The organism is Formivibrio sp. oc-25 (genome assembly GCF_055810895.1).
This window is the reverse complement of sequence record NZ_JBVVOL010000019.1, coordinates 1-23181: the sequence shown is the minus strand read 5'-3', so window position 1 is coordinate 23181 and position 23181 is coordinate 1. Positions and strand designations below refer to the sequence as shown.

At 57.3% G+C, this 23181-nt stretch carries 25 protein-coding genes; 13 read left to right on the top strand and 12 right to left on the bottom strand.

Annotated elements, in window-relative coordinates; translation table 11 throughout:
* Window positions 1-80 precede the first annotated feature (80 nt).
* Genes leuD through leuC form a run of 3 tightly spaced genes read right to left on the bottom strand, consistent with a single transcriptional unit; the run spans window position 81 to window position 2288 of the window.
* The gene (gene leuD, locus AC0KVQ_RS12230) at window positions 81-719 is read right to left on the bottom strand and encodes a 3-isopropylmalate dehydratase small subunit (protein WP_473421444.1); all 639 of its coding nucleotides are present in this window, start codon (window positions 717-719) and stop codon (window positions 81-83) included.
* A 13-nt stretch (window positions 720-732) separates the two neighbouring features.
* Complete coding sequence (locus AC0KVQ_RS12225) at window positions 733-858, bottom strand: entericidin A/B family lipoprotein (protein ID WP_473421443.1); 126 nt, start codon at window positions 856-858, stop codon at window positions 733-735.
* Between the two features lie 23 nt (window positions 859-881).
* Window positions 882-2288, bottom strand: a complete 1407-nt coding sequence (leuC, locus tag AC0KVQ_RS12220; protein ID WP_473421442.1) for a 3-isopropylmalate dehydratase large subunit — start codon at window positions 2286-2288, stop codon at window positions 882-884.
* A gap of 174 nt (window positions 2289-2462) precedes the next feature.
* Here leuC and AC0KVQ_RS12215 point away from each other — a divergent pair, with 174 nt between their 5' ends.
* Window positions 2463-3260 (top strand): helix-turn-helix transcriptional regulator, encoded by a 798-nt coding sequence (locus tag AC0KVQ_RS12215; protein ID WP_473421441.1) that lies wholly within the window; start codon window positions 2463-2465, stop codon window positions 3258-3260.
* Window positions 3261-3664: 404 nt separating this feature from the next.
* On the opposite strand, the gene cimA is transcribed toward AC0KVQ_RS12215, so the two are convergent.
* Window positions 3665-5242 (bottom strand): citramalate synthase, encoded by a 1578-nt coding sequence (gene cimA, locus AC0KVQ_RS12210; RefSeq protein ID WP_473421440.1) that lies wholly within the window; start codon window positions 5240-5242, stop codon window positions 3665-3667.
* Between the two features lie 157 nt (window positions 5243-5399).
* Between cimA and AC0KVQ_RS12205 the strand changes: the two genes are divergently transcribed.
* Both AC0KVQ_RS12205 and AC0KVQ_RS12200 read left to right on the top strand, forming a co-directional pair.
* The gene (locus tag AC0KVQ_RS12205; protein WP_473421439.1) at window positions 5400-5828 is read left to right on the top strand and encodes a ribonuclease domain-containing protein; all 429 of its coding nucleotides are present in this window, start codon (window positions 5400-5402) and stop codon (window positions 5826-5828) included.
* Entirely contained in the window at window positions 5819-6094 is a 276-nt protein-coding gene (locus AC0KVQ_RS12200) for a barstar family protein (RefSeq protein ID WP_473421438.1), read from the top strand. The genes AC0KVQ_RS12205 and AC0KVQ_RS12200 overlap by 10 nt, the downstream gene beginning before the upstream one ends.
* Window positions 6095-6138: 44 nt before the next feature.
* On the opposite strand, the gene AC0KVQ_RS12195 is transcribed toward AC0KVQ_RS12200, so the two are convergent.
* The 3 genes from AC0KVQ_RS12195 to AC0KVQ_RS12185 all read right to left on the bottom strand — a co-directional run bounded on the left by AC0KVQ_RS12195 (window position 6139) and on the right by AC0KVQ_RS12185 (window position 8051).
* The gene (locus tag AC0KVQ_RS12195) at window positions 6139-7011 is read right to left on the bottom strand and encodes a radical SAM protein (RefSeq protein WP_473421437.1); all 873 of its coding nucleotides are present in this window, start codon (window positions 7009-7011) and stop codon (window positions 6139-6141) included.
* Window positions 7012-7020: 9 nt separating this feature from the next.
* Entirely contained in the window at window positions 7021-7482 is a 462-nt protein-coding gene (locus AC0KVQ_RS12190) for a universal stress protein (protein ID WP_473421436.1), read from the bottom strand.
* A 110-nt stretch (window positions 7483-7592) separates the two neighbouring features.
* A complete protein-coding gene (locus AC0KVQ_RS12185; RefSeq protein WP_473421435.1) occupies window positions 7593-8051 on the bottom strand; it encodes a universal stress protein in 459 nt (152 codons plus the stop codon).
* 98 nt (window positions 8052-8149) lie between these two features.
* Between AC0KVQ_RS12185 and AC0KVQ_RS12180 the strand changes: the two genes are divergently transcribed.
* Window positions 8150-8611: an acyl-CoA thioesterase gene (locus AC0KVQ_RS12180; RefSeq protein ID WP_473421434.1), complete on the top strand. Its 462-nt coding sequence runs from the start codon at window positions 8150-8152 to the stop codon at window positions 8609-8611.
* On the top strand, window positions 8608-9021 hold the full coding sequence (locus AC0KVQ_RS12175; RefSeq protein WP_473421433.1) for a hypothetical protein: 414 nt from the start codon (window positions 8608-8610) through the stop codon (window positions 9019-9021). The genes AC0KVQ_RS12180 and AC0KVQ_RS12175 overlap by 4 nt, the downstream gene beginning before the upstream one ends.
* Before the next feature lie 36 nt (window positions 9022-9057).
* Here the strand turns inward: AC0KVQ_RS12175 and AC0KVQ_RS12170 are convergent, their stop codons facing one another.
* Entirely contained in the window at window positions 9058-10647 is a 1590-nt protein-coding gene (locus tag AC0KVQ_RS12170; protein ID WP_473421432.1) for an ABC transporter ATP-binding protein, read from the bottom strand.
* A gap of 104 nt (window positions 10648-10751) precedes the next feature.
* On the opposite strand from AC0KVQ_RS12170, the gene amrB reads away from it, so the two are divergent.
* The 4 genes from amrB (at window position 10752) to AC0KVQ_RS12150 (ending at window position 14175) form a co-directional block, all read left to right on the top strand.
* Window positions 10752-11549: an AmmeMemoRadiSam system protein B gene (gene amrB / locus AC0KVQ_RS12165; RefSeq protein ID WP_473421431.1), complete on the top strand. Its 798-nt coding sequence runs from the start codon at window positions 10752-10754 to the stop codon at window positions 11547-11549.
* Window positions 11546-12097, top strand: coding sequence for an AmmeMemoRadiSam system protein A (amrA, locus tag AC0KVQ_RS12160; protein ID WP_473421430.1), 552 nt, complete (start codon window positions 11546-11548; stop codon window positions 12095-12097). Before amrB ends, amrA begins: the two co-directional genes overlap by 4 nt.
* Window positions 12082-13155 (top strand): AmmeMemoRadiSam system radical SAM enzyme, encoded by a 1074-nt coding sequence (amrS, locus tag AC0KVQ_RS12155; RefSeq protein WP_473421429.1) that lies wholly within the window; start codon window positions 12082-12084, stop codon window positions 13153-13155. The genes amrA and amrS overlap by 16 nt, the downstream gene beginning before the upstream one ends.
* Before the next feature lie 72 nt (window positions 13156-13227).
* On the top strand, window positions 13228-14175 hold the full coding sequence (locus tag AC0KVQ_RS12150; RefSeq protein WP_473421428.1) for an AEC family transporter: 948 nt from the start codon (window positions 13228-13230) through the stop codon (window positions 14173-14175).
* On the opposite strand, the gene AC0KVQ_RS12145 is transcribed toward AC0KVQ_RS12150, so the two are convergent.
* The 3 genes from AC0KVQ_RS12145 to AC0KVQ_RS12135 form a co-directional block, all read right to left on the bottom strand.
* A complete protein-coding gene (locus tag AC0KVQ_RS12145) occupies window positions 14167-14967 on the bottom strand; it encodes a polysaccharide deacetylase family protein (protein WP_473421427.1) in 801 nt (266 codons plus the stop codon). The genes AC0KVQ_RS12150 and AC0KVQ_RS12145 overlap by 9 nt on opposite strands.
* 121 nt (window positions 14968-15088) lie before the next feature.
* Window positions 15089-16114 (bottom strand): ABC transporter permease, encoded by a 1026-nt coding sequence (locus tag AC0KVQ_RS12140; RefSeq protein WP_473421426.1) that lies wholly within the window; start codon window positions 16112-16114, stop codon window positions 15089-15091.
* Complete coding sequence (locus AC0KVQ_RS12135; RefSeq protein ID WP_473421425.1) at window positions 16111-17160, bottom strand: ABC transporter permease subunit; 1050 nt, start codon at window positions 17158-17160, stop codon at window positions 16111-16113. Before AC0KVQ_RS12135 ends, AC0KVQ_RS12140 begins: the two co-directional genes overlap by 4 nt.
* Before the next feature lie 774 nt (window positions 17161-17934).
* On the opposite strand from AC0KVQ_RS12135, the gene AC0KVQ_RS12130 reads away from it, so the two are divergent.
* Genes AC0KVQ_RS12130 through AC0KVQ_RS12115 form a run of 4 tightly spaced genes read left to right on the top strand, consistent with a single transcriptional unit; the run spans window position 17935 to window position 22429 of the window.
* Entirely contained in the window at window positions 17935-18513 is a 579-nt protein-coding gene (locus tag AC0KVQ_RS12130; RefSeq protein WP_473421424.1) for a 2-oxoacid:acceptor oxidoreductase family protein, read from the top strand.
* Window positions 18506-19762 (top strand): transketolase C-terminal domain-containing protein, encoded by a 1257-nt coding sequence (locus tag AC0KVQ_RS12125; RefSeq protein ID WP_473421423.1) that lies wholly within the window; start codon window positions 18506-18508, stop codon window positions 19760-19762. The genes AC0KVQ_RS12130 and AC0KVQ_RS12125 overlap by 8 nt, the downstream gene beginning before the upstream one ends.
* Window positions 19763-19774: 12 nt before the next feature.
* Window positions 19775-20773: a thiamine pyrophosphate-dependent enzyme gene (locus AC0KVQ_RS12120; protein WP_473421422.1), complete on the top strand. Its 999-nt coding sequence runs from the start codon at window positions 19775-19777 to the stop codon at window positions 20771-20773.
* A gap of 18 nt (window positions 20774-20791) precedes the next feature.
* A complete protein-coding gene (locus AC0KVQ_RS12115; RefSeq protein ID WP_473421421.1) occupies window positions 20792-22429 on the top strand; it encodes an NAD(P)-binding protein in 1638 nt (545 codons plus the stop codon).
* A 228-nt stretch (window positions 22430-22657) separates the two neighbouring features.
* On the opposite strand, the gene AC0KVQ_RS12110 is transcribed toward AC0KVQ_RS12115, so the two are convergent.
* Window positions 22658-22990, bottom strand: coding sequence for a hypothetical protein (locus AC0KVQ_RS12110; RefSeq protein ID WP_473421420.1), 333 nt, complete (start codon window positions 22988-22990; stop codon window positions 22658-22660).
* Window positions 22991-23181 lie beyond the last annotated feature (191 nt).

Below are 23181 nucleotides of genomic sequence, written 5' to 3'. Positions count from 1 at the left end.
GCCTTGCGGCGTAACCCGCCTTGATTCATGCAAACATTCGGCGGGTTACGGCTGCGCCTAACCCGCCCTGCATTAATTGATTACGCGAACAGCCAAGGCTGACTTGCCTTGTGCTTTGCTTCGAACGCCTTGATTTCATCCGCATGCTGCAGTGTCAGGCCGATATCATCCAGGCCATTGAGCATGCAGTGCTTGCGGTGCTCGGTGATATCGAACTTGAAGCTGAAACCGGATGGCGTGGTCACGGTTTGCTCGGCCAGATTCACATCCAGCTTGTAGCCTTCGGTCGCCTCACACTCCTTGAACAGGCGATCAACGATCTCGGCACTGGCCACAATCGGCAACACGGCATTCTTGTAGCAGTTGCTGAAGAAGATATCGGCAAACGACGGGGCGATGATCACGCGAAAACCGTAATCCTCAATCGCCCACGGCGCATGTTCGCGCGAGGAGCCACAGCCAAAATTATCGCGTGCGATCAGAATCTGTGCGCCCTGATAACGCGGCTGGTTCAGCACGAACTCCTTGTTGAGCGGGCGGTTGGTACAATCCATGCCCGGCTCGCCATAGTTGGTGTAACGCCATTCATCGAACAGGTACGGGCCGAAGCCGGAGCGCTTGATCGACTTCAGGAACTGCTTGGGGATGATCGCGTCGGTATCGACGTTGGCACGATCCAGCGGGCACACCAGCCCGTTGAGTTGCGTAAATGCTTTCATGGGAAATCCTCGCTTATTTCTTGGCGGCATCGCCAATTTTTTCGCCAACCTTTTCCAGATCCCTGCCAAAGCCCTGAACGGTGTTGCAGCCGGTCAAGGCAATCATGCTCAACAAGGCAACAATCAGAATTCGCTTCATCACAAGATCCTCCAGGAAAATGATTACTGTGCGCGCACGTCAACGAAATGACCGGCAATCGCAGCAGCAGCAGCCATGGCCGGGCTCACCAGATGGGTACGGCCACCCGGGCCCTGACGGCCTTCGAAGTTGCGGTTGGAGGTCGAAGCGCAACGCTCGCCCGGCGAGAGGCGGTCGGCATTCATCGCCAGACACATCGAGCAACCCGGTTCGCGCCATTCGAAACCGGCTTCGATAAAGATCTTGTCCAGGCCTTCGGCTTCGGCCTGGCGCTTGACGATGCCCGAACCCGGCACAACCAGCGCCAGCTTCACATTGCCAGCCACTTTCTTGCCCTTGGCCACGGCAGCAGCAGCGCGCATGTCTTCAATACGGCTGTTGGTGCAGGAACCAATGAAAACCTTGTCGATCTGGATGTCGGTGATCGGCATGTCAGCCTGCAGGCCCATGTACTGCAGGGCGCGCTCAATGCCGGCACGCTTGACCGGATCGGCTTCGTTGGCAGGATTCGGCACCTTGCCGCCTACTGCCAATACCTGCTCGGGCGAAGTGCCCCAGGTCACTTGCGGCTCGATTTCTTCAGCCTTCATCTCGATCACGGTATCGAACTGGGCATCAGCATCGCTATGCAGGGTGTTCCAGTATTCAACCGCACGATCCCAGTCTGCACCTTGCGGGGCATGCTTGCGGCCCTTGAGATAGGCAAACGTGGTTTCATCGGCGGCGATGATACCGGCGCGGGCACCGGCCTCGATCGCCAGGTTGCACACGGTCATGCGGCCTTCCATCGACAGACCCTTGATCGCGGAACCGGCAAATTCGATACAGTAACCGGTGCCGCCAGCGGTACCGATCTTGCCGATGATGGCGAGTGCTACATCCTTGGCGGTCACGCCGGCACCGAGCTTGCCTTCGACCTTGATCTGCATGGCCTTGGATTTCTTCTGCACCAGCGTTTGCGTGGCCAGCACGTGCTCGACTTCGGAAGTGCCGATACCATGCGCCAGCGCGCCGAAGGCACCGTGGGTGGCCGTATGGCTGTCTCCGCACACCACGGTCATGCCCGGAAGGGTGGCGCCGTTTTCCGGAGCGATCACGTGGATGATGCCTTGGTTTTCGTGCTTGAACGGGAAGTAGATCAGCGCGCCGAATTCCTTGATGTTGGCATCGAGCGTATCGACCTGCGCCTTGGAGATCGGATCTTCGATATCGCGATCCCAGTGGTTGGTCGGGGTATTGTGATCCGGCACAGCCACGATCGAGGTATTACGCCATGCCTTGCGGCCAGCCAGACGCAGCCCTTCGAAAGCCTGCGGGCTGGTCACTTCGTGCATCAGGTGACGATCGATATAGAGAAGACAGGTACCGTCGCTTTCCTCGCGGACAACGTGCGACTCCCACAATTTGTCATACAGCGTCTTGCCAGCCATGGGTGACTCCTTGATTCGGCCTGGAAAATTGAAATACTACCGATCCATCAGACACTTGCATCCAGATTTGGTGCATTTGCCGGATCAGTGTTGATTCGCATGGTAGGCAGTCTTTGATACCAGAACAAGACTAGCAGTTATACTAGTATCAAAACTAATAGCCACGAGGAAGAAATGGATACCCGTCGCAAGGAGCTGGGCGATTTTTTGCAGGTATTGCGCCAGCGCTGCGCGCCGGAATCATTCGGCTTTCCCGCCGGCAGCCGACGCCGCACGCAAGGCCTGCGCCGCGAGGAAGTCGCCCAGCTCGCCGGCATCAGCCCTACTTGGTATACCTGGATCGAGCAAGGGCGTGAAGTCAATGTTTCGGCCGAAGTACTCGATCGGCTTGCCCAGACGCTGCAACTGACGCGCACCGAACGTGCCTACCTGTTCGAAATGGCCGACCGGCGCGACCCGCAAGCGAGCGAAACAGGCGAAGACGATGCGCCGCCGTCGCTGACCGGTTTACTCGACGACATCCACATTCCTGCCTACATCATGGGCCGCTACTGGGACATGCTGGCCTGGAACACACAAGCAGCAGAGCTCTTCAGTGGCTGGCTCGATCAACCGCATCCAACACCACCCAATCTGCTGCGTTATGTGTTCCTGATGCCACAGGCACGCCACTTTCTGGTTGATTGGGAAACGCGCGCACGGCGCATCACCGCTGAATTCCGTGCCGATTGCCGCTCACGTCTGGAAGAACCGGCATTGCAAAAACTGGTGGAAGAACTCACCAATGCCAGCCCCGAATTCGTGCGTTTCTGGAAGCAGCATGACGTACTGGAAAGACAAGGTGGCCGGCGCGAATTCAACCATCCGAAGCACGGTTTGATCGCCTGCCTGCAGACAACCTTGCGCCCTGTCGAGCAGGAACAGTTGAAGCTGGTGATGTTGAAGCCGGTGGTAGATCAAGGGAATCCTTGATCACAAGGTGCAGTTTGCGTCTCAAGCGCAACTGATTTGTATGCCAATCCAGCTGGCGCCCTTGAAGGAGTTAATGTGTTCTTGTGCGGCTCAGGTATTCGATACAGTGTCTAATACCACCCTTCCCCTTGCCACGCCGAGCATCGCAGAAGATCGTGGGAATTCGGCGAGGACTGTCTGAGGGCGCAAGCCCGAGTCCCGCAGCCGCCACGATTTTCGAGAAGCGCAAGGGCACCCGAAGGGCGTGGCAGCGGGGTCGCCTTCTTTTGGTTTCTTTTCTTGGCGAAGCAAGAAAAGAAACTCGGCCGCCGGGACGAACTCCCGGCCAACCCAAGTATCCAATGCACAAGTTAATCGAACTTCCCGGGTTATGCCTGCGGCAAACCCTTGCTGCAGACCAAGGTCTACCCCTGCCGCTCCTGCTCCCGCACCAGCTTGTATTCGATCGCATCAACCAGCGCCTGCCACGAGGCATCGATCACGTCGGTGGAAACGCCAATGGTTGTCCACGATCCGAAGCGGTCAGCCGACTCGATCAGCACACGCACCTTGGCCGCCGTGGCTTTGTCCGAATCGAGTACGCGCACCTTGTAATCGGTCAGCTTCATCTCGCGGATGGCCGGATAGAAACGCTCGAGCGCCCGACGCATCGCCTTGTCCAGCGCATTGATCGGGCCATCGCCCTCCGCTGCTGAAATCTCGTTTTCGCCATCGACAGCGATCTTGATCATGGCCGACGAGTTTTCGCCATCGATCGCCGGTTCATTCACGATCACCCGGAACGCCTTCAGATCAAAAGAAGGCTGGAATTTGCCCAGCAACTTGCGCACGATCAGCTCGAACGAACTCTCGGCCGTCTCGAACTGATAGCCTTCGTGTTCCAGTTCCTTGAGCCGGTCGACAATCTTCTGCGTTTCGGGCGAATCCTTGGTGAGTGTCGGATCCACCAGATTGATCTTGGCCAGCAGCGTGCTGCGCCCCGCCACCTCACTCATCAGGATGCGACGATTGTTGCCGACCATTTCCGGGTTCACATGCTCATACGAAACCGGATTCTTGTTCACGGCATCAATATGCATGCCACCCTTGTGCGCAAAGGCATCATTGCCCACGTAGGCCGCCTTGTCGTTGAGCGGCATGTTGGCGATCTCGCTCACATAGCGGGCAGTGGAAGTCAGATGCACCAGATTGCCGTTGGGCAGGCAGTCCAAACCTAGCTTGAGCTGGATATTGGGGATGATCGCGCACAGATTGGCGTTGCCACAGCGCTCGCCGATGCCATTGATCGTGCCCTGCACCTGCGTGGCACCGGCCTGCACGGCAGCTACCGAGTTGGCCACGGCCATCTCGCAATCGTTGTGGCAGTGGATACCGATAGCCGTGCCCGGAAATTCAGCAGCAACCAGCTCCGTCACCTTGCGCACCACATCGGGGAAAGTACCGCCATTGGTGTCGCACAGAACCAGGCAATCGGCACCGGCCTTGGCTGCGGCTGCCAGCGATTGCATGGCATATTCCGGATTGAAGCGGTAACCGTCAAAGAAGTGCTCGGCATCGAACACCACCTCCTTGCCTTCCCCCTTGAAGAAGGCAATGGTGTCGCCGATCATGGCCAGATTTTCTTCCAGCGTGGTGCGCAGGATGTCGGTAACCTGGTAATCCCAGCTCTTGCCGAAAATCGCCACGGCCTGCGTACCGGCTTTCAGCAGCGATTTGACGTTGTTGTCATCCTCGACCGCGATGCCGACCTTGCGTGTACTGCCAAAGGCGATGATCCTGGCATGCGTCAGTTTCAATTCGCCAACGCGCTTGAAAAACTCCAGATCCTTGGGATTCGAGCCAGGGTTACCCGCTTCGATATAGCTGATACCCAGTTGATCGAGCCGCTCGACAATCTTGATTTTGTCATCCACCGAGTAGGAAATACCCTGGGCTTGCGCACCATCTCGCAAGGTGGAATCGTAGGCATGGATCTGGGTCATCTGCTGTGCTCCTGCATCTTCCGCACGCCAGGCGGAACGGTATCGGTACATGTGAACCTGCTATTTTGACAGAAAACAAGGTTTTCTCGCAGCCTTCTCCTTTGACATCTGCGTGCGCAATTCAAATAATCAAGCACCGCCACGATCCGGGAAAAGCATGCGCCTATCTTTTTTTGCCCTGTTATTGACTGCCAGTGGCCTCCTTCACGCAGCCAGTTGTGAAATCGTTGCCGAACAACTCAACCGGCAATTGCGCCCCACCGTCAATGCGGTTGAGCTGGCACAAGTCTTGAGCAACTTGAATCAAACCGGCGATCTTCCTGCAAAATTTGTGACCAAAAAAGAAGCGGCGGCGGCGGGGTGGCGACCCGGCAGCGATCTGCATCGCGTGCTGCCGGGCAAATCAATTGGCGGGGATCACTTCGGCAATTACGAAAAGCGCCTGCCTGCCGGGCGCTACAAGGAAGCCGATCTGGATTATCGTGGCGGCAAGCGCGGGGCCAAACGCATCGTCTTCAGCCGCGAATCCCGCTTTGTGACCGTGGATCACTACCGGACTTTCCAAGAGGTGCCGCCATGCCAGTAACCCGCATCGAATTCATTGCGCCCGTCAGTCTGGAGGAGGTATACCGGCAATTGGCAGTACAAACCGAACTCCCCGCACATTTTGGGCACAATCTGGATGCACTGTTCGATGTACTGACCACGGATATCCCCGGCCCGGTCCAGATCGTCTGGCACCGGCATGACGCTTCGGCCACTGCGCTCGGCCATGAACATTACACGGCACTGCTCGCCGTATTGCGCGATGCCGCCAATGACCGGCCGGATCTTGAATTGATTCTTGATTGAAAACGCGGCCAGGCGGCCGCGCCGTGGATGCCCGACAATGATAATCAGAGACTGAGTTTTACCGGCAAACCCAGCTCCTCGATCCTGACCTTGAGCGCTTCCATCCATTCGGCCGGGGCCGGGCTCAGATGCTCGGTTGCACCGGGCAACATCGGCTGCCGTGCCAGCCCGTACAATAAAACCCCCTGCAGCGGCACGCCCTCACTCAGTCGTTCACCGACAAACCCCAGCCAGGCTGAAATCTCTGCCTCATCAGGCAGATGGCCATCCTGCATGAACATGCAGGTCTGCAACCAGGTTGGGCAATGTGCTGCTGCGGCCTTGAGCCGTCGCGCCACCTGAAGCGGAGAAAGCACCACCTGATTCACCGCATTGAAACGGCCATCGGGCGCGCGATCAAACTTGAACCAGGCCTCGCCATTGAGCTGCTTCATCTGCGCAAGCGCCAACAGCACATCTGGCCTATCCATCTGGCTGCCATTGGTGATCAGCACCAGCTTGATTTTGCCAACCAGATCGAAATCGGCAAGCACCCTGCCGACCAACTCTACGCACTGCGCGAATTGCTTGCTGGTGGTGGGCTCGCCATTGCCGGAAAACGCCACGTCGTTCAACCGGCGTACATCTTCTGGCACACGTATCTGCATGAAATCGCCATGCACAATCTGACCAAGCATCCAGCGCAACTCGTCTTCAAGCTGTGCCAGATCGATGGGCGGAGCCGGGCCGCGCTTGAGATCGGGAACCTGGCAGTAGATGCATTGCCAGTTGCAGGCGTTATTGGGATTGAGGTTGATGCCGACAGAGACACCGCCGGCCCGACGGGAAATCACCGGGTAGACGTAGGTCAACCCGGCACTGTCACGATCATGATTCTCGACGCGCAGGCGGTGATTCAGGGGTTTTGTTTCAGCCAATTTGATTTCTTATTCCTTGCCCGGTTTTTCCTTGTTGCGTACCAGCAGCACTGGTACCGGCGTATGGCGCATCACGCCTTCAGCCACACTGCCCAGCAGCATGTGCGTCAGGCCGCCATAGCCATGCGTGCCCATCACGATCAGGTCCGCTTTCCAGCTATTGGCATCTTCGACAATCGCCTTGGCCAGAATACCACCCCAGGTTTCCAGCAATGCCGTTTCAGCCTCGATACCGCGTTCGCTCACCAGGGCGAGGCTTTCTGCCAGCACCTGTTGGCCACCTTCCTTGAGCGCAGCTTGCAACTGCGGTACATCCAGAAATTCGTTGGCACTCCAGGCGAATTGAGCAAGATCGATCACATGCACCAGTCGCAGCTGAGCCTTTTCATTTTTGGCAAAGCGCAAGGCCTCATCCAAAGCATTGCGGCTGGTGGCGCTATTGTCTACCGGAACCAGAATTCGTTGGTACATGATCCACTCCCCTCTTGTGTTTGCAATTCCAGTCTAGCAAAAACAGCGCCCAGTCGCCGTGGCAGCGAGTTGGCGGGCTTGTCTACGGCACCCACATTGCCATGACTCGACTACCCGCGTGTATGCACCAGCAATACCGGCACGGTTGCATGGCGCACTACACCCTCGGCCACGCTGCCCATCAACAGGTGCGACAGGCCGCTGTAGCCGTGCGTACCCATGATGATGATGTCGGCATTCCAGTTTTTGGATTCGTCGACAATCGCGCTGGCCAATTGCTGGCCATAAATCTCCAGAACAGTCGCTTCCGGTACCAGACCGGCTGCCTTGGCTTGCGCCACTGCAGTATCGAGCACTTCGGCACCACTGCGCTTGATCGCACTTTCGACATCGGTAATGGCGGAGGGACTCATGAATTCTGTTTCAGATGAAGTTGCCGGCGCCAGGTCGACCACATGCACCAGCTTGATGGTTGCGCTCGGGCAAAGCTTGGCAAACCGGGCTACTTCGGCCAGCATGACCTTGCTGCTTGCGCTGTTGTCCACAGGGACCAGTATGCGTTGATACATGATTAAAACCTCCTTGCAAGGATGGGCTTTAAATCTAGCAAACAAACCTCTCGATTGCCGGTACTGCCACATACCGATACACTCGAACGGTATTTTTGTTGAATATCTCGCTGAAAATGCCGCGTTTGCGCCTTGAACTACCGGAAAAAACCATCTTTGTGGCCGAGCTCGCCGTGCGGGTTACCGATCTCAACTATGGCAATCACCTGGCCAACAATGCCGTACTGGGATTGCTGCATGAAGCCCGCTTGCAGTGGATTCGTGCGCTGGGCCATGTTGATGAGCGCGATCTGGGCGGCGCGGGCATCATCCTGACCGATGCTGCCATCATGTTTCAGAGCGAGGCCTTCGCCGGAGAATGGCTGCGCATTGAATTGCGCATTGGTGAAATCAGCCGCGCGGCATTTGACCTCTACTATGTGGTCACCGAAAAAAACAGCGGCCGACAGGTAGCCAGCGCCAAAACGGCCATTGTGTTTTATGATTACGCGACGCGCCGCACAGTGGCCATGCCCAAGGCATTTCGCACAGCAATTGAAACTGCAGGAATCCAAAAATGAAAAAATATCCCTACAACAGCCCGCAAGCCATGGCCCGTATCCTGATCATGCAGATGATCGGCGACGGCAATTTTGATCCGTCGGAAATCGACGAACTTGAACACCTGAATGTTTATGAGTTGCTTGGCATCAGCCGCAAGGATTTCATTACGGTGCTGCAGGATTACTGCAACGATCTGACCGACGAAGCCGATGCGGAGGGCAAGATCAAGCTGATCGACAAGCAACGTATCGACGACTTGCTCGAAACAGTGGACGAACCGAAAAAACGCACGCTTGTCGCAGCCGTGGCCCTGGATATCGCCAAGGCAGACGGTGATTTCAGCGAAGCAGAAATGGCTATTTTCTCCCGTCTGCTGCAGCGCTGGCACCTCACCCTGGAAGACCTGCAGGCAGCGCTCTCCGACTGAAGCAATACACGCATCCCATCAGCAAAATCGACCTTTTCAGGTCGATTTTGTTGTGTCATGCAAACCACTCGCCTTCAGTAATGCCTTGGTATAGGCATGTTGTGGCTTATTCAGCACATCATTCACACCTCCGCGCTCGATGACTTCTCCATCCTTGAGCACCAGCACCTGATGCGCCATGGCGCGCACCAGATGCAGATCATGCGTGATCAGCACAAAGGCGATCTGGTACTGGCGCTGCAAGCTGGCGAGCAGTTCCAGCACCTGGCGCTGCACAGTGGCATCCAGGGCCGAGGTCGGCTCATCCAGAACCAGCAGTTCGGGCTTGAGAACCAAGGCCCGCGCAATGGCGATACGCTGGCGCTGACCGCCGGAAAACTCATGTGGGAACCTATCCAGCGCGGCCGCATCCAGCCCCACCTGCTGCAAGGCCTGCTCCGCTGCCGTCAATCGCTCCGCCGCGCTGAGTTCGGGCGCATGCACCAGCAGCCCTTCGGTCACGATTTCCGCCACATTTTGCCTGGGTGACAAGGCCCCGAACGGATCCTGAAACACGATCTGCATGCGGCGGCGAGCTATCCGCCTTGCCTTGCCGGCGAGTTGGTCAAAACGCTGCGAACCACAGCTGATTTGCCCTGCAGCGCCCGAAGCCAGCCGCAACAAAGCCATGGCCAACGAGGTCTTGCCGCTACCGGATTCGCCGACCACCGCCAGTGTTTCACCACGGCGCAGACTGAAATCCAGTGGCTGTAACGCCGGGTAGTACTCATCACGCCAAAAGCGCCGCTTGGTATAGGTTTGCGCCAGTCCTTGCGCCTGTACCACCACCTCATCGGAAGCAGCCTCCATATCGGCCAGACGGGCCACCTGGCTCGCCAGCAACTCGCGGGTGTAGGCCATGCGCGGTGCGGCGAACAAATCGCTGGCGGGCGCGGTTTCCACGATTTTCCCCTGATGCATCACCGCAACATGGTCGGCGAAATCGCGCACCAGGTTGAGATCGTGCGTGATCAACAGCACGGCCATCTTGCGTTCGCACTGCAACTCGCTGATCAACGCCATGATCTGCGCCTGCAATGTCACATCCAGAGCAGTGGTCGGCTCGTCCGCGATCAGCAATTCCGGCTCGCCGGCCAGTGCCATGGCAATCATTGCGCGCTGGCGCTGACCGCCGGACAACTGGTGCGGAAACGACTGCATGCGTCGGGCTGAATCGGCAATGCCGACCCGCTCCAGCAATGCCCCGGCAGCATGCCAGGCTGCAGCCTTGTGCATGCCGCGATGCAACTGCAGTACCTCGCCGATCTGGTCTCCAATCGGATAAAGCGGATTGAATGCACTCATCGGCTCCTGAAAGATCATGGCGATACGCCCGCCACGCACTCCCCGGAGCTGGCGATCATCAATTTCCAGCAGATTCTTGCCATCAAAGCGGATCGAACCGCGGCATCGGGCTGCCTGATCCAGCTGCAGAATCGCCCGTGCCGTCACACTCTTGCCACTGCCCGATTCGCCCACCAGCGCCAGCTTGCCACTCGCCGGCAACACCAGACTAATGTCATCCACCGCAACAGCGTCACAGCCGGGAAAGCGCACTGTCAGTCTCTCGATTTCCAGTAAAGCCATACCTTATCCATCCGACAATCGGTTTCCCGAACCTGTAATTTGTTCCTGACAGCCCATGGTGGGTGTCTATGATGAGGGCAGGATTTCTTGCGGAGATACCGGCCATGCCCCCTGTACGCCCTGCCGCCGTCGCCGGCTATTTCTACCCTGCCGATCCGATCGAGCTGGCCGATGCCGTACGGGACATGCTCGGCCAGGTCCAAGCGCCGCCCGCATCCCATCCACCCAAGGTCATCATCGTTCCGCATGCGGGCTATGTCTACTCCGGCCCGGTTGCCGCCACAGCTTATCACGCGATCGCGCCATGGGCCGGCCGCATCCGGCGCGTGATATTGCTGGGTCCGTCACATCGCGTTGCCCTGCGCGGACTGGCACTGCCGGAGGCCGAGGCCTTTGCCACGCCATTGGGTTCGGTGGCCCTGGATCTGGAGTTTTGTGAACGGCTTGCACGCTTGCCGCAGGTCCAGCGCATGAATGCCTGCCATGCCATGGAGCATTCACTCGAAGTCCAGCTGCCTTTTTTACAAAGCGTGCTGAACGATTTCAAGCTTGTTCCACTGATTGTCGGTTTGGCCAGCCCGCAGGATGTGGCCGATGTACTGGAATTTGCCTGGGGCGGCCCGGAGACGTTGATCGTGCTGAGTTCTGATCTTTCGCATTATCTGCCCTACGATCAGGCAAAGTCCCGCGATCAGGAAACCCTGCGCCGCATTGTCACGACCGATAACCATATCAGCGATCAGGATGCTTGCGGTTGCATGCCCATTCGGGGCTTGCTCCTGCACGCACACGAGCTAGGCTTGAAGGGAGAGTTGCTCGATTACCGCAATTCCGGGGATACGGCAGGAGACAAGAATCGGGTAGTGGGTTATGCCGCTATCAGCTTCTCGGAGGAATCATGAATCAAGACGCTCTGGGCCAGGAACTGTTACGCCAGGCGCGTGCAGCCATCAGCGAAGCCTTGGGTGGGCCGCCCTGCCCTGTGCCCGTGGAATTTCCGCTGCTAACGCAGCAGAGTGCAACCTTCGTGACCCTGACCAAACAGGGCCAGTTGCGCGGGTGCATCGGCTCCCTGCAGGCGCATCGACCGCTACTGGAGGATGTGCGCGCCAATGCGGTGGCGGCCGCCTTGCATGACCCACGTTTTTACCCGCTGGAAAAGGAAGAATTCAAACAGGTGCAGGTGGAAGTCTCGCTGCTGACCCCTCCCGAGCCACTCACTTTCACCGATGAGGCCGATCTGCTGCAAAAAATCGTACCGTTCGAAGACGGCATCGTTATCAGTTGTGGACTGCACCGGGCCACATTCTTGCCTCAGGTATGGGAACAACTCCCTGATCCGCGCCTGTTCCTGGCCCATCTGAAGCAGAAAGCCGGCCTGCCCAGCGATACGCCGATCGATCAATTCACCGTACAACGCTATCGAGTACAAAAATGGAAGGAAAGCTGACCGGGCGCTGGCAGCATGCCTTGCCCGATGGCCGCATCCAGTGCGATCTGTGTCCGCGCGATTGCCGCCTGCACGACGGACAGCGTGGTGCCTGTTTCGTGCGTATGCGCCAGGGTGAGGTGATCGTCCTGACAGCCTACGGTCGCTCATCCGGCTTTTGCATCGACCCGATCGAAAAAAAACCGCTCAACCATTTTTATCCCGGATCAAGCGTGCTCTCGTTTGGTACGGCAGGGTGCAATCTCGCCTGCAAATTCTGCCAGAACTGGGATATTTCCAAATCACGCGAAATGGAAACGCTTGCAGACAGCGCCAGCCCGCAAGCGATCGCACAGGCTTGCCAATCATATGGAACGGCCAGCGTTGCCTTTACCTATAACGACCCGGTGGTTTTCGCCGAATATGCCCTGGATACGGCCGATGCCTGCCATGCGCTTGGCATCCATACCGTTGCCGTTACCGCCGGTTATATCGGCGACGAAGCACGGCGTGATTTTTTCGCCAAAATGGATGCTGCCAATGTCGATCTCAAAGCCTTCAGCGACGATTTCTATGTGCGTCTGTGCGGCGGCCATCTGCAGCCGGTGCTCGATACGCTCATCTATCTGCGACACGAAACGACTGTCTGGTTTGAAATCACCACGCTGCTGATACCAGGAGAAAATGACAGCACGCAGGAAATCGAAGCCATGTGCCGCTGGATTTTGCACGAACTCGGTGCCGATGTGCCGTTGCACTTCACCGCTTTCCATCCAGCCTGGAAATTGCTCGACAAGCCCCCCACACCAGCCTCGGTGCTGATCCGCTCACGCGAAATTGCCCGCCAGATCGGACTGCAGCATGTCTACCTTGGCAACATTTACAGCACCGAGGGCGCCACCAGCTATTGCGCCCATTGCCATGCTCCGTTGATCCGGCGCAGCGGCTATGACATCCTGGAATACCGGCTCACCGAATCCGGCAGGTGCCCGGATTGCGGCACGCCACTGGCCGGCCGCTTCGCAACAAGCGCCGGATCTTTTGGGGCAAGGCGCATCCCCGTTCATCCGCACACATAAAAAACATCGCGCGGTTAATCGTTTTATCTGACAATACCGACTTTCTCTCGCAGCGCACCATCTTTTCGCGTCATGTCGATATTGCTGAATCAGGTCATCAACTCTTCGCCGTTGTTCATTCTGGTTTTTGTCGGTTACGCCGCCATGCGCGTGGGGAAATGGCCACGCAGCATGTCCGAATCGCTTTCGCGTTTTGTTTTCACACTGGCTTTTCCGGCGCTGCTGTTTCACCTGATGAGCGATCTATCCAAATTGCCTCCGGTGGATGCACGGCTGCTGATTGCCTTCTTTGGCGGCTGCTTTGTGGTGTTTGCGCTGGGGCGCCTGCTGGCATGGAAATGTTTCAAGCTTGATGGCACCGGCCAATCGGTTTTTGCATTGGGCGGTGTCTTCTGCAACAACCTGATGCTGGGCTTGCCGCTGGCCAAGATGCTGCTGGGCGATCAGGCGCTGCCAAGCGTGGCACTGGTCGTCATCTTCAATTCCCTGATTTTGTGGACCTTGGTCACCATCTCGGTGGAATGGGCCAAGCATGGCAGCCTGTCGGTACAAGGCTTCGGGCGTACCCTGAAAAATGTGCTGATGAACCCGATTGTGGCGTCCATCATGACCGGCACCGCCTGGGGGCTGTCCGGGCTGGGCATGCCGGCTATCGTCAACACCACCTTGGACATGATTGGCAGCGCCACCGCGCCCATGGCACTGATCGCACTGGGAATGGGGCTGGCGGAATACGGTATCGGCAAGGACTGGCGCATGCCGGCGGCGATTGCCCTGCTGAAACTGGTTGCCCATCCGCTCGCCGTGCTGCTGATTGCCATGCTGCTGGGCCTGCCAGAAATGGAAACGCTGGTTGTGGTGCTGATGGCCTCGATCGCCACGGGTGCGAACGTCTACCTGATGGCGCGCCAGTTCCAGACCCAGGAAGGCCCGATCGCCAGCAGCCTGATCCTCACAACCGTTCTGGCCTCGATTACCTCGCCATTGGTACTCTCGGCTGCCAAATATGCGCTAGCTTAGCGCGCACAGCCTGCCGGACGGAATCTCGCGCACGTCGCCCTCAACACTGATCCACACCGTTTGCGCCGATGGATTGAACACCCGGTCGCAATCCATGGTGAACTGCAAGCGTCTGGCGGCATCCAGATAATCGACAATCTCGATATTGGTCGCATACCAGATCTCGGCACGACCACTCATCAACGCGCAGAATTCCTCGATCAGGCCCCAGTTGTTGTCATTGTCGAATTCGTAGCTATGACCCCAGACGTAGAACAGATACGGCATGTGCTGCTTGAACAGTGCATTGAAGGCATGAGCATGCCCCAGCAGATTGTCATTGTGATGGCAGGTGGCAGGCCAGCGCAGCCAATCATCGGGCAAGTCAAACCGGCCCGTTGAAACGATCGTACGCGCATACATCAGCCCCAGATGCGGCAGCAGGCTGGCGATTTCATCATTGAATGCCCCATTCGGGTACGACATGCCGCGCACCGGATAGCCCGCGATCCTTTCCAGCCCGCGCCGATCTTCCAGCAACTGCTGCACCACCAGTTCCCTGGGCATGCGCGTCAGGGTTGGGTGCGTGAGCGAGTGTGCAGAAATCTCGTGACCGGCATATAGCGCGGCGACTTCATCGCGCTCAATGCGGCCATCGCGGCCAAACTTGCCGGCATTGAGATGAAACGTGCCGCGAATACCATGCCGGTTCATGATGTCGACCAGCCGGCGATCGGCTGTCTTGCCGTCGTCGTAGCTCAGTGTCAGTGCCTTGTGACGCCCGCCCGGAAAACACCAATAGATTGTTTTCATGAAATTACTCATTTGAAATAGCCATTTAGGCAGGCGAACGAGCCAAAGCAGGTGTGGGCGGATGGAATGCAGGAACCGGAATGTTCATCAGCACCTCGCCGCAAGATTTTGAACAAGTCATTTACGCGCGCGGATCAAAAGCCTGCCGCAACCCCTCGCCAATAAAGATCAACAGCATCAGCATGCCCACCAATGTGGAAAATGCCGATAGCGAAATCCACCAGGCATCGAGGTTGGCCTTGCCTTGGGCCAGTAATTCGCCCAATGAAGGATACTGGCCAGCGATACCCAAGCCGAGAAAATCCAGGCTGGTCAGCGCCAGCACGGCCGCGCTCATGCGAAACGGCATGAAGGTCAGCACCGGCGTCAGGCTGTTGGGCAATACATGCCGCCGGATAATCTGCCAGTTCGACAATCCCATGGCCCGCGCGGCGGTGACATATTCCAGATTGCGCGTGCGCAGGAATTCGGCACGCACATAATCGGACAATCCCATCCAGCCGAACACACTCATGATCGCCAGCAGAATCAGCAGGCTGGGCTCGAAGATCGACGCAAATACCAGCAACAGGTAAAGCTCGGGCAATGACATCCAGATTTCAGTCAAACGCTGCCCGATCAGATCGAGCTTGCCACCGAAATAGCCCTGCAGGCCGCCGATCAGCATGCCCAACACGCTTCCCACCAGCGTCAGTGCCAGCCCGAACAACACGGAAATACGGAAACCGTACAAAAGTCGCGCCAGCAGATCACGGCCGCGATCATCAGTACCCAGCCTGTTGTCAGCCGATGGCGGCGCCGGATTGGGCAAACTGGTGAAATAATTGATCGTATTCGGGCCATAGTGATTGGGCGGGAAGATGGCCCAGTTGCCCGGGGTCGCCAGTTGCCCACGAATGAATGGGTCAAGATAATCGGCGGGTGTCGGAAAATCGCCGCCGAATACGGTTTCCGGATAATCGCGCATTAGCGGATAGTAATATTCGCCCTGATACTTCACCAGCAAGGGCCGGTCATTGGAGAGCAGTTCTGCACCCAGGCTCAGCACGAACAGTACTGCAAACAGTATCAGACTCCACCAGGCGCGGCGTTGTTGCCGAAAACGCTGCCACGCCCTGCCCCAGTAACCCAGACCACGCCGCATCATCTTGCCTCCTCGAAGCCGACTCGCGGATCAACCAGTGCATAACAGATATCGGAAGCCAGACGCCCGAACAAGCCCAGCAGGGTGAAGAAATACAGCGTGCCCAACACCACCGGATAATCGCGGCGTAGGATGGACTCATAAGATAGCAGACCGAGACCATCGAGCGAAAAAAGCGTTTCAATCAGGATGCTGCCAGTAAAGAACGCAGCCAGAAATGCTTCGGGCAAACCGACCAGCAGCGGAATCAGCGCGTTGCGCAAAATATGTTTCCAGAAAATGCGCTGCTCGGACAAGCCCTTGGCCCGGGCCGTCATCACGTATTGCTTGCGGATTTCTTCCAGAAAAGCATTTTTGGTCAGCAGCGTCTGGCTGGCAAAGCTGCCCAGTGTCATGGCAATTACCGGCAGCACCAGATGCCAGAGGTAATCCATCAACTTGCCCATCAGGCTCAGTTCGGCCCAGTTGTCCGATACCAGCCCGCGCAAAGGGAATACCTGCCAGAAACTGCCACCGCCAAACAGCACCAGCAGGACCACCCCCAGCACAAAACCCGGGATGGCATAACCTGCCAGCAGCAGCAATGTCGTAACCAGATCAAAACGGCTGCCATGACGCACGGCCTTGGCCACGCCCAACGGCACCGCCACCAGATAGGCCAGCAGAAAACTTGTCAGTCCGATGCTGATCGACACCGGCAGCTTGGATTTGATCAGTGTCCAGACATCGGCATGATGGAACCAGCTTTGGCCGAGATCGAAACGTGCAAAACGCCCGAGCATTTCCAGGAAACGCACGTGCGCAGGCTGGTCGAAACCGTAGAATGCCTTGATTTCTGCCAGCTTCTCGGCATCCACGCCTCTGGCTGCCTGATATGCGCCCGAGGAAGAAACCGCAGCGGCTTCACCGGATCCGCGCCCCTTGAGTTCGTACATCATCTGCTCGACCGGCCCGCCCGGCACGAACTGGATGACGACAAAGGTTGCCAGCATGACGCCCAGCAGCGTTGGCAGCATCAATAAAAGGCGTTTGATCAGATAACGCGCCATGATCCTCTTTTTTTAGAACTGGTTCTTTGACCGCATTTTCCCATACAAGATACAGGTCCATTTACCAGTCTGCATTCAATGATCCGGATCGGTCGGGCCCGGCGAAAGCCGCGCGCCCATCAAATCGTTAAAATTACCAAGAAAGACCCAAACAAGTTACAGCTTGGCATTGTTTGATTTCGATCATTTCGTATGCAATGCAATTGCTGCATCATCCGCTCCGTAACAAAGTTGCAACCGACTCTTGTTACGTCCAAAGACTTTATTTCATTGCATGTTGTATCCGACAGACGAATATGCAACGAAATAATATCTTATAAAATCAAAGTTCCTGTGCGGTTTTGGTCAGGTTTTGGCAACGGTTTACGCAATTGAGATCGATACGCAACACGATTTTTACTGCAACAAGCTGATTGCCGGTTTATCCAGCCCTATTTCCGTACTGCCAAGTTCAGCAGTCTGTTTGCAAGACCAACGATCCCATTGTCGGATCAGGATAGCCGGAATCTCAGTTCCGGATTGGCCTGACCAACAAAGCATGGCGGGATATGCAGCTCGCAACAACGCTCCCAGTTTTTGACCCAGTCATTCCGGCCTGACACAAACCAGTTTGTGTCATCACGGGCATACGTGCGCCTATCGGCCGGTTGGCGTCATCCAGATTTTCGGTTCAGGCATTGCATCTTCACCGATCCCGCGTGCAGGCCGGCGCTCGCCGGCATGCGCCAGGGATCAAACATGCACTCATCCACTACTGGATAGGAGATTTACACGATGTTCCAAGTACGAATCCACGGTCGTGGCGGCCAGGGGGTTGTGACGGGGGCAGAAATGCTCTCGATCGCTGCCTTCCTGGAAGGTCGCAATGCCCAGGCATTTCCGAGCTTCGGTTCCGAGCGTACCGGCGCGCCAGTCGTTGCCTTCTGCCGCATCGATAACAAGGAAATCCGCCTGCGCGAGCCGATTATCGAGCCCGATGCACTGATCATCCAGGATCCGACCCTGCTCTACACCGTGGACGTGTTCTCCGGCCTGCGCCCGGATGGCTACGTCATCCTGAACACCAGCAAGACTTATGACGAATTGGGCCTGAGCGATCTGGCCAAGCGTTTCCGCCCCGAGCGTCTTTTGACTGTTCCGGCTACAGATCTTGCACTGAAGCACGTAGGCCGTCCGGTTCCGAACGTGCCGCTACTGGGCGCCTTTGCTGCCGTATCGGGCCTGATTTCGATCGATTCGGTGGCTGCCGCCATTCGTGAAAAATTCTCCGGCAAGATCGCTGAGGGCAACATTGCCGCCGCGACCGAAGCCTACAACACCCTCAAAGCCGAACTGGAGGCTGCCCATGCTTAAGCAATGCGAAGGCTCCCACGCCGTAGCCGAAGCGGTCGGCCTGTGCCGTCCGGAAGTGATCTGTGCCTACCCGATTTCCCCGCAGACCCACATCGTGGAAGGTCTGGGCGAAATGGTCAAAGCCGGTGATATCAAGGATTGCGAATACCTGAACGTGGAATCCGAATTTGCTGCCATGTCGGTAGCCATCGGCTCCTCTGCTGCCGGTGCGCGCACCTACACTGCCACAGCCTCGCAAGGCCTGCTGTTCATGGCCGAAGCAGTCTACAACGCCTCCGGCCTGGGTTTGCCGATCGTGATGACCGTGGCCAACCGTGCCATCGGCGCGCCGATCAATATCTGGAACGATCACACCGATTCGATGTCGCAGCGCGATTGCGGCTGGATCCAGATCTTCGCCGAAAACAACCAGGAAGCCGCCGACCTGCATATCCAAGCCTTCAAGCTGGCCGAAGAACTCAGCCTGCCGGTGATGGTCTGCATGGACGGTTTCATTCTGACCCATGCTTACGAACAGGTAGACATGCCGACGCAGGAACAGGTCGATGCCTTCCTGCCGCCGTATAGCCCGCGCCAGGTACTCGATCCGACCAGCCCGGTCTCCATTGGTGCCATGGTCGGCCCGGAAGCCTTTACCGAAGTGCGTTATCTGGCGCACGCCAAGCAGATGCAGGCGCTGGAACTGATCCCGAAGATCTCGGCCGAGTTCAAGGAAATCTTTGGGCGCGAATCCGGTGGCCTGATTCGCCAGTACAAGTGCGAAGACGCCGAAACCATCGTCGTGGCCCTGGGCTCCGTGCTGGGCACGATCAAGGACACCATCGATGAAATGCGTGAAGACGGCATCAAGATCGGCGTGGTGGGCGTGCATTCGTTCCGTCCGTTCCCGATTGCCGCGATCCGCCGTGCCCTTTCGCACGCCCGCCGCATCATCGTGCTGGAAAAGAGCTTGGCCATCGGCATCGGCGGCATTGTTGCCACCGACGTACGTCTGGCCATGGATGGCCTGGATACCAAGATCTACACCGTGGTGGCCGGTCTGGGTGGCCGCAACATCCTGCGCAGCTCGCTGCATCGTGTATTCCGCCAGGCCACGCATGACCAGCTTGAGCCCCTGCACTTCCTCGACCTTGACTGGAACAGCGTCAACCGCGAACTGGAACGCGAGCGCAAATCGCGCCGTTCAGGTCCGATCGCAGAAAACATTCTGCGCGATATCGGCGCGGTCCGTTCCAGCAGCGTGGGCTAAGGAGATTCGAACATGGCATATCAACCGATCAAGTTTTACCAAACCGGCACCTTCACCATCGGCAACCGTCTGCTGCCACCAGAGCAGCGCTCGGTACAATCCGAAATCGGACGTACCAACTCGCTGAACTCCGGCCACCGCGCCTGCCAGGGTTGCGGTGAAGCACTGGGCGCGCGTTACGCTATCGACGCGGCCATGAAGGCCACCAACAACCAGATGATTGCCTGTAACGCCACGGGTTGTCTGGAAGTGTTCTCCACGCCGTATCCGGAAACCTCCTGGCAGATTCCCTGGATCCACTCGCTGTTCGGCAATGCCGCAGCCGTGGCATCCGGCGTAGCCGCTGCGATGAAGGTGAAAGGTCGCAAGGATGTACGCGTGATTGCCCAGGGCGGTGACGGCGGCACCACCGACATCGGCTTCGGCTGTCTTTCCGGCATGTTCGAGCGCAATGATGACGTGCTCTACATCTGTTACGACAACCAGGCCTACATGAACACTGGCGTGCAACGTTCGTCTGCCACCCCGCCGGCAGCACGTACCGCCACCACCATGCCGGTCGGCGAAGAGCCGGGCAACGCCTGGGGTCAGGGCAAGAACATGCCGCAACTGGCCATGGCGCACGGCATTCCTTATGTGGCCACCGCCACAGTCGCCGACCTGCACGATCTGGAAGCCAAGGTGAAGCGTGCCATGGAAGTGCGCGGCGCCCGCTATATCCATATCTTCGTACCCTGCCCGCTGGGCTGGGGTTCGGCCAGCCACGACACCATCCGTCTGGCACGTCTGGCCAAGGAAACCGGCTTGTTCCCGGTCTACGAAGCGGAATATGGCGAAGTCACCAATGTCTCGCCGATCCGCCAGAAGACCCCGGTAGAAGAATACCTGCGGCCGCAGCGCCGTTTTGCCCACCTGTTCGGCAAATCGCCCAAGGTGGAAGTCATCGCCCGTTTCCAGGAAATGGCCGATCGCAATATCCGCAAGTTCGGCCTGATTGCCGAAGCCAAGTAAGCGCGAGGAACACAGATCATGAACAAGGAAATCAACAAGCCATTCGCGATTACGCTGGATGTCGGTTCGTCGCTGGCCAACAAGACCGGTAGCTGGCGTACCTTCAAACCCACCTACCTCAAGCGTCTGCCGCCGTGCAACAACGCCTGCCCGGCCGGGGAAAACACCCAGGAATGGCTGTTCCATGCCGAATCCGGTGATTACCTCCAGGCCTGGAAAACGCTGACTGCCGACAACCCCATGCCGGCCGTGATGGGCCGCGTGTGCTACCACCCGTGTGAAAACGCCTGTAACCGTGGCCAGCTTGATTCGGCGGTGGGCATCAACTCGGTTGAGCGCTTCCTCGGCGATGAGGCATTGAAACTCAACTGGCAATTCGACAAACCGGCCAAGCAATCCGGCAAGCGCGTGCTGGTGGTAGGTGCCGGCCCGTCCGGTCTGTCGGCGGCTTACCAGCTGTACCGCATGGGCCATCAGGTTTCGATCTATGAAGCCGGCCCGTATGCCGGCGGCATGATGCGTTTCGGCATTCCTTCCTACCGTCTGCCGCGCGAAGTGCTCGATGGCGAAATCCAGCGCATCGTCAATCTGGGTGTTGAGTTGAAGCTCAACACCAAGGTCGACAACATCCTGGAAACCATGAAGGAAGGCAAGTTCGACGCCATTTTCCTGGCAGTGGGCGCGCATATCGGCAAACGCACCAATATCCCGGCCTGCGAATCATCCAAGATCCTGGATGCCGCAACCGTATTGCGCAGCATGGAAGGTGAAGAAAAGCCGATGCTCGGCCGCAAGGTGATCGTGTACGGTGGCGGCAATACCGCCATCGACGTGGCACGTACCGCCAAACGCCTGGGCGCGGAAGAAACCATCATCGTCTACCGCCGCACGCGTGAAAAAATGCCGGCACACGACTTCGAAGTGGAAGAAGCACTGGAAGAAGGCGTGATGATGAAATGGCTCTCCACCATCAAGAGCATGGAAGGTGGCGCCATCACGGTCGAGAAAATGAAGCTCGACGAGGAAGGCCGCCCAATCCCGACTGGCGAGTTTGAAACGCTGGAAGCCGATTCGCTCGTACTGGCACTTGGCCAGGACGTTGACCTGTCGCTGCTCGATGGCGTACCGGGCCTGGAAATCGCCAATGGTGTGGTCAAGGTCGGCACGAACATGATGACCGGCCACCCCGGCATCTTCGCCGGTGGCGACATGGTACCTTCCGAGCGTACCGTGACGGTTGCGATTGGCCACGGCAAGAAGGCTGCGCGCCATATCGATGCCTGGCTCAATGGCACCGAATACGTCAAGCCGCCAAAGAACGAGCTCGCCACCTTCGACAAGCTCAACACCTGGTATTACACCGACGCACCGAAAACCGTGCGCCCGACGCTCGACATCATCCGCCGCCAGACCAGCTTCGATGAAGTGGTCAGCGGCCTTGACGAAGGTACTGCGCTGTTTGAAGCACGCCGCTGCCTTTCCTGCGGCAACTGCTTCGAGTGCGACAACTGCTACGGCGTGTGTCCGGATAATGCGGTGATCAAGCTCGGCCCGGGCAAGAAGTTCGAATTCAACTACGACTACTGCAAGGGTTGCGGTATATGCGTGGAAGAATGTCCGTGCGGTGCGATCAAGATGGTGCCGGAAGATATCTGATCTTGCTGATGGCCCTGCTCATGAAACCGGTGATCAAGCGCCATGTGGAGTAAAACCACCGAGTTGCGCGTGAGTGAATACCTGCAAGCCACTCACCATTGTGAACCGTAATAAATCGCCCAGGCTCCGGTCTGGGCGATTTTCTTTGAAACGCTGGCTCGAGGACAAGTAGTTCATTAATTGTCCGTGCGCTTATGTCTAGCCCAACGTCAAAGCTCAGGCTCAGTATTAGCTTGCACCTTTGCAGCCTTTTGTTTCCATTGCATTGCGCACCGCTTCTCGTTCGCCGCGCACATTTGCAAGCTCACTTGCTTCGATGCCATCACCTTGGCCATAGCCATACCAAAATGCTTGGGTTTCACTTGTTTTGATTCTCTGAGTTTGTGCACTCACCAGTTGGTTCTCTCTCCGAGAAAGAGAAGCTAGTTCTGCAGACAAACGCGAACACTCGAATCCTTCGTATTTGAGTGACGAGACATAGGCTCCAGTAATCTGAGCTGGCGGGGTCGGCATGTTCATACAACCAGCAAGGGCAATACCAACAGCCACAGCCATAACCATGAATTTCCTTGTATCCACAAATTTCTCCTATTACTGATGAAATTTAACGTTTGAAATAAGGGGCGCCGAGTGCCAGCAAGGGGGGTTTAACAGGATGGTGAAAAACCAAACCCCACCTTCGGTTTTTCACCCCTGAATTTCAAAAAACTGCTTCCTCTTCAAAATCAGCCTGATTTTTCGTCAAATCAGAC

Bases quoted from the DNA above. Each gene is read 5' to 3' on its own strand.
- leuD (WP_473421444.1), bottom strand. From the start codon at position 719: ATGAAAGCATTTACGCAACTCAACGGGCTGGTGTGCCCGCTGGATCGT.
- AC0KVQ_RS12225 (WP_473421443.1), bottom strand. From the start codon at position 858: ATGAAGCGAATTCTGATTGTTGCCTTGTTGAGCATGATTGCCTTGACC.
- leuC (WP_473421442.1), bottom strand. From the start codon at position 2,288: ATGGCTGGCAAGACGCTGTATGACAAATTGTGGGAGTCGCACGTTGTC.
- AC0KVQ_RS12215 (WP_473421441.1), top strand. From the start codon at position 2,463: ATGGATACCCGTCGCAAGGAGCTGGGCGATTTTTTGCAGGTATTGCGC.
- cimA (WP_473421440.1), bottom strand. From the start codon at position 5,242: ATGACCCAGATCCATGCCTACGATTCCACCTTGCGAGATGGTGCGCAA.
- AC0KVQ_RS12205 (WP_473421439.1), top strand. From the start codon at position 5,400: ATGCGCCTATCTTTTTTTGCCCTGTTATTGACTGCCAGTGGCCTCCTT.
- AC0KVQ_RS12200 (WP_473421438.1), top strand. From the start codon at position 5,819: ATGCCAGTAACCCGCATCGAATTCATTGCGCCCGTCAGTCTGGAGGAG.
- AC0KVQ_RS12190 (WP_473421436.1), bottom strand. From the start codon at position 7,482: ATGTACCAACGAATTCTGGTTCCGGTAGACAATAGCGCCACCAGCCGC.
- AC0KVQ_RS12185 (WP_473421435.1), bottom strand. From the start codon at position 8,051: ATGTATCAACGCATACTGGTCCCTGTGGACAACAGCGCAAGCAGCAAG.
- AC0KVQ_RS12175 (WP_473421433.1), top strand. From the start codon at position 8,608: ATGAAAAAATATCCCTACAACAGCCCGCAAGCCATGGCCCGTATCCTG.
- AC0KVQ_RS12170 (WP_473421432.1), bottom strand. From the start codon at position 10,647: ATGGCTTTACTGGAAATCGAGAGACTGACAGTGCGCTTTCCCGGCTGT.
- amrB (WP_473421431.1), top strand. From the start codon at position 10,752: ATGCCCCCTGTACGCCCTGCCGCCGTCGCCGGCTATTTCTACCCTGCC.
- amrA (WP_473421430.1), top strand. From the start codon at position 11,546: ATGAATCAAGACGCTCTGGGCCAGGAACTGTTACGCCAGGCGCGTGCA.
- amrS (WP_473421429.1), top strand. From the start codon at position 12,082: ATGGAAGGAAAGCTGACCGGGCGCTGGCAGCATGCCTTGCCCGATGGC.
- AC0KVQ_RS12150 (WP_473421428.1), top strand. From the start codon at position 13,228: ATGTCGATATTGCTGAATCAGGTCATCAACTCTTCGCCGTTGTTCATT.
- AC0KVQ_RS12145 (WP_473421427.1), bottom strand. From the start codon at position 14,967: ATGAAAACAATCTATTGGTGTTTTCCGGGCGGGCGTCACAAGGCACTG.
- AC0KVQ_RS12140 (WP_473421426.1), bottom strand. From the start codon at position 16,114: ATGATGCGGCGTGGTCTGGGTTACTGGGGCAGGGCGTGGCAGCGTTTT.
- AC0KVQ_RS12135 (WP_473421425.1), bottom strand. From the start codon at position 17,160: ATGGCGCGTTATCTGATCAAACGCCTTTTATTGATGCTGCCAACGCTG.
- AC0KVQ_RS12130 (WP_473421424.1), top strand. From the start codon at position 17,935: ATGTTCCAAGTACGAATCCACGGTCGTGGCGGCCAGGGGGTTGTGACG.
- AC0KVQ_RS12125 (WP_473421423.1), top strand. From the start codon at position 18,506: ATGCTTAAGCAATGCGAAGGCTCCCACGCCGTAGCCGAAGCGGTCGGC.
- AC0KVQ_RS12120 (WP_473421422.1), top strand. From the start codon at position 19,775: ATGGCATATCAACCGATCAAGTTTTACCAAACCGGCACCTTCACCATC.
- AC0KVQ_RS12115 (WP_473421421.1), top strand. From the start codon at position 20,792: ATGAACAAGGAAATCAACAAGCCATTCGCGATTACGCTGGATGTCGGT.
- AC0KVQ_RS12110 (WP_473421420.1), bottom strand. From the start codon at position 22,990: ATGGTTATGGCTGTGGCTGTTGGTATTGCCCTTGCTGGTTGTATGAAC.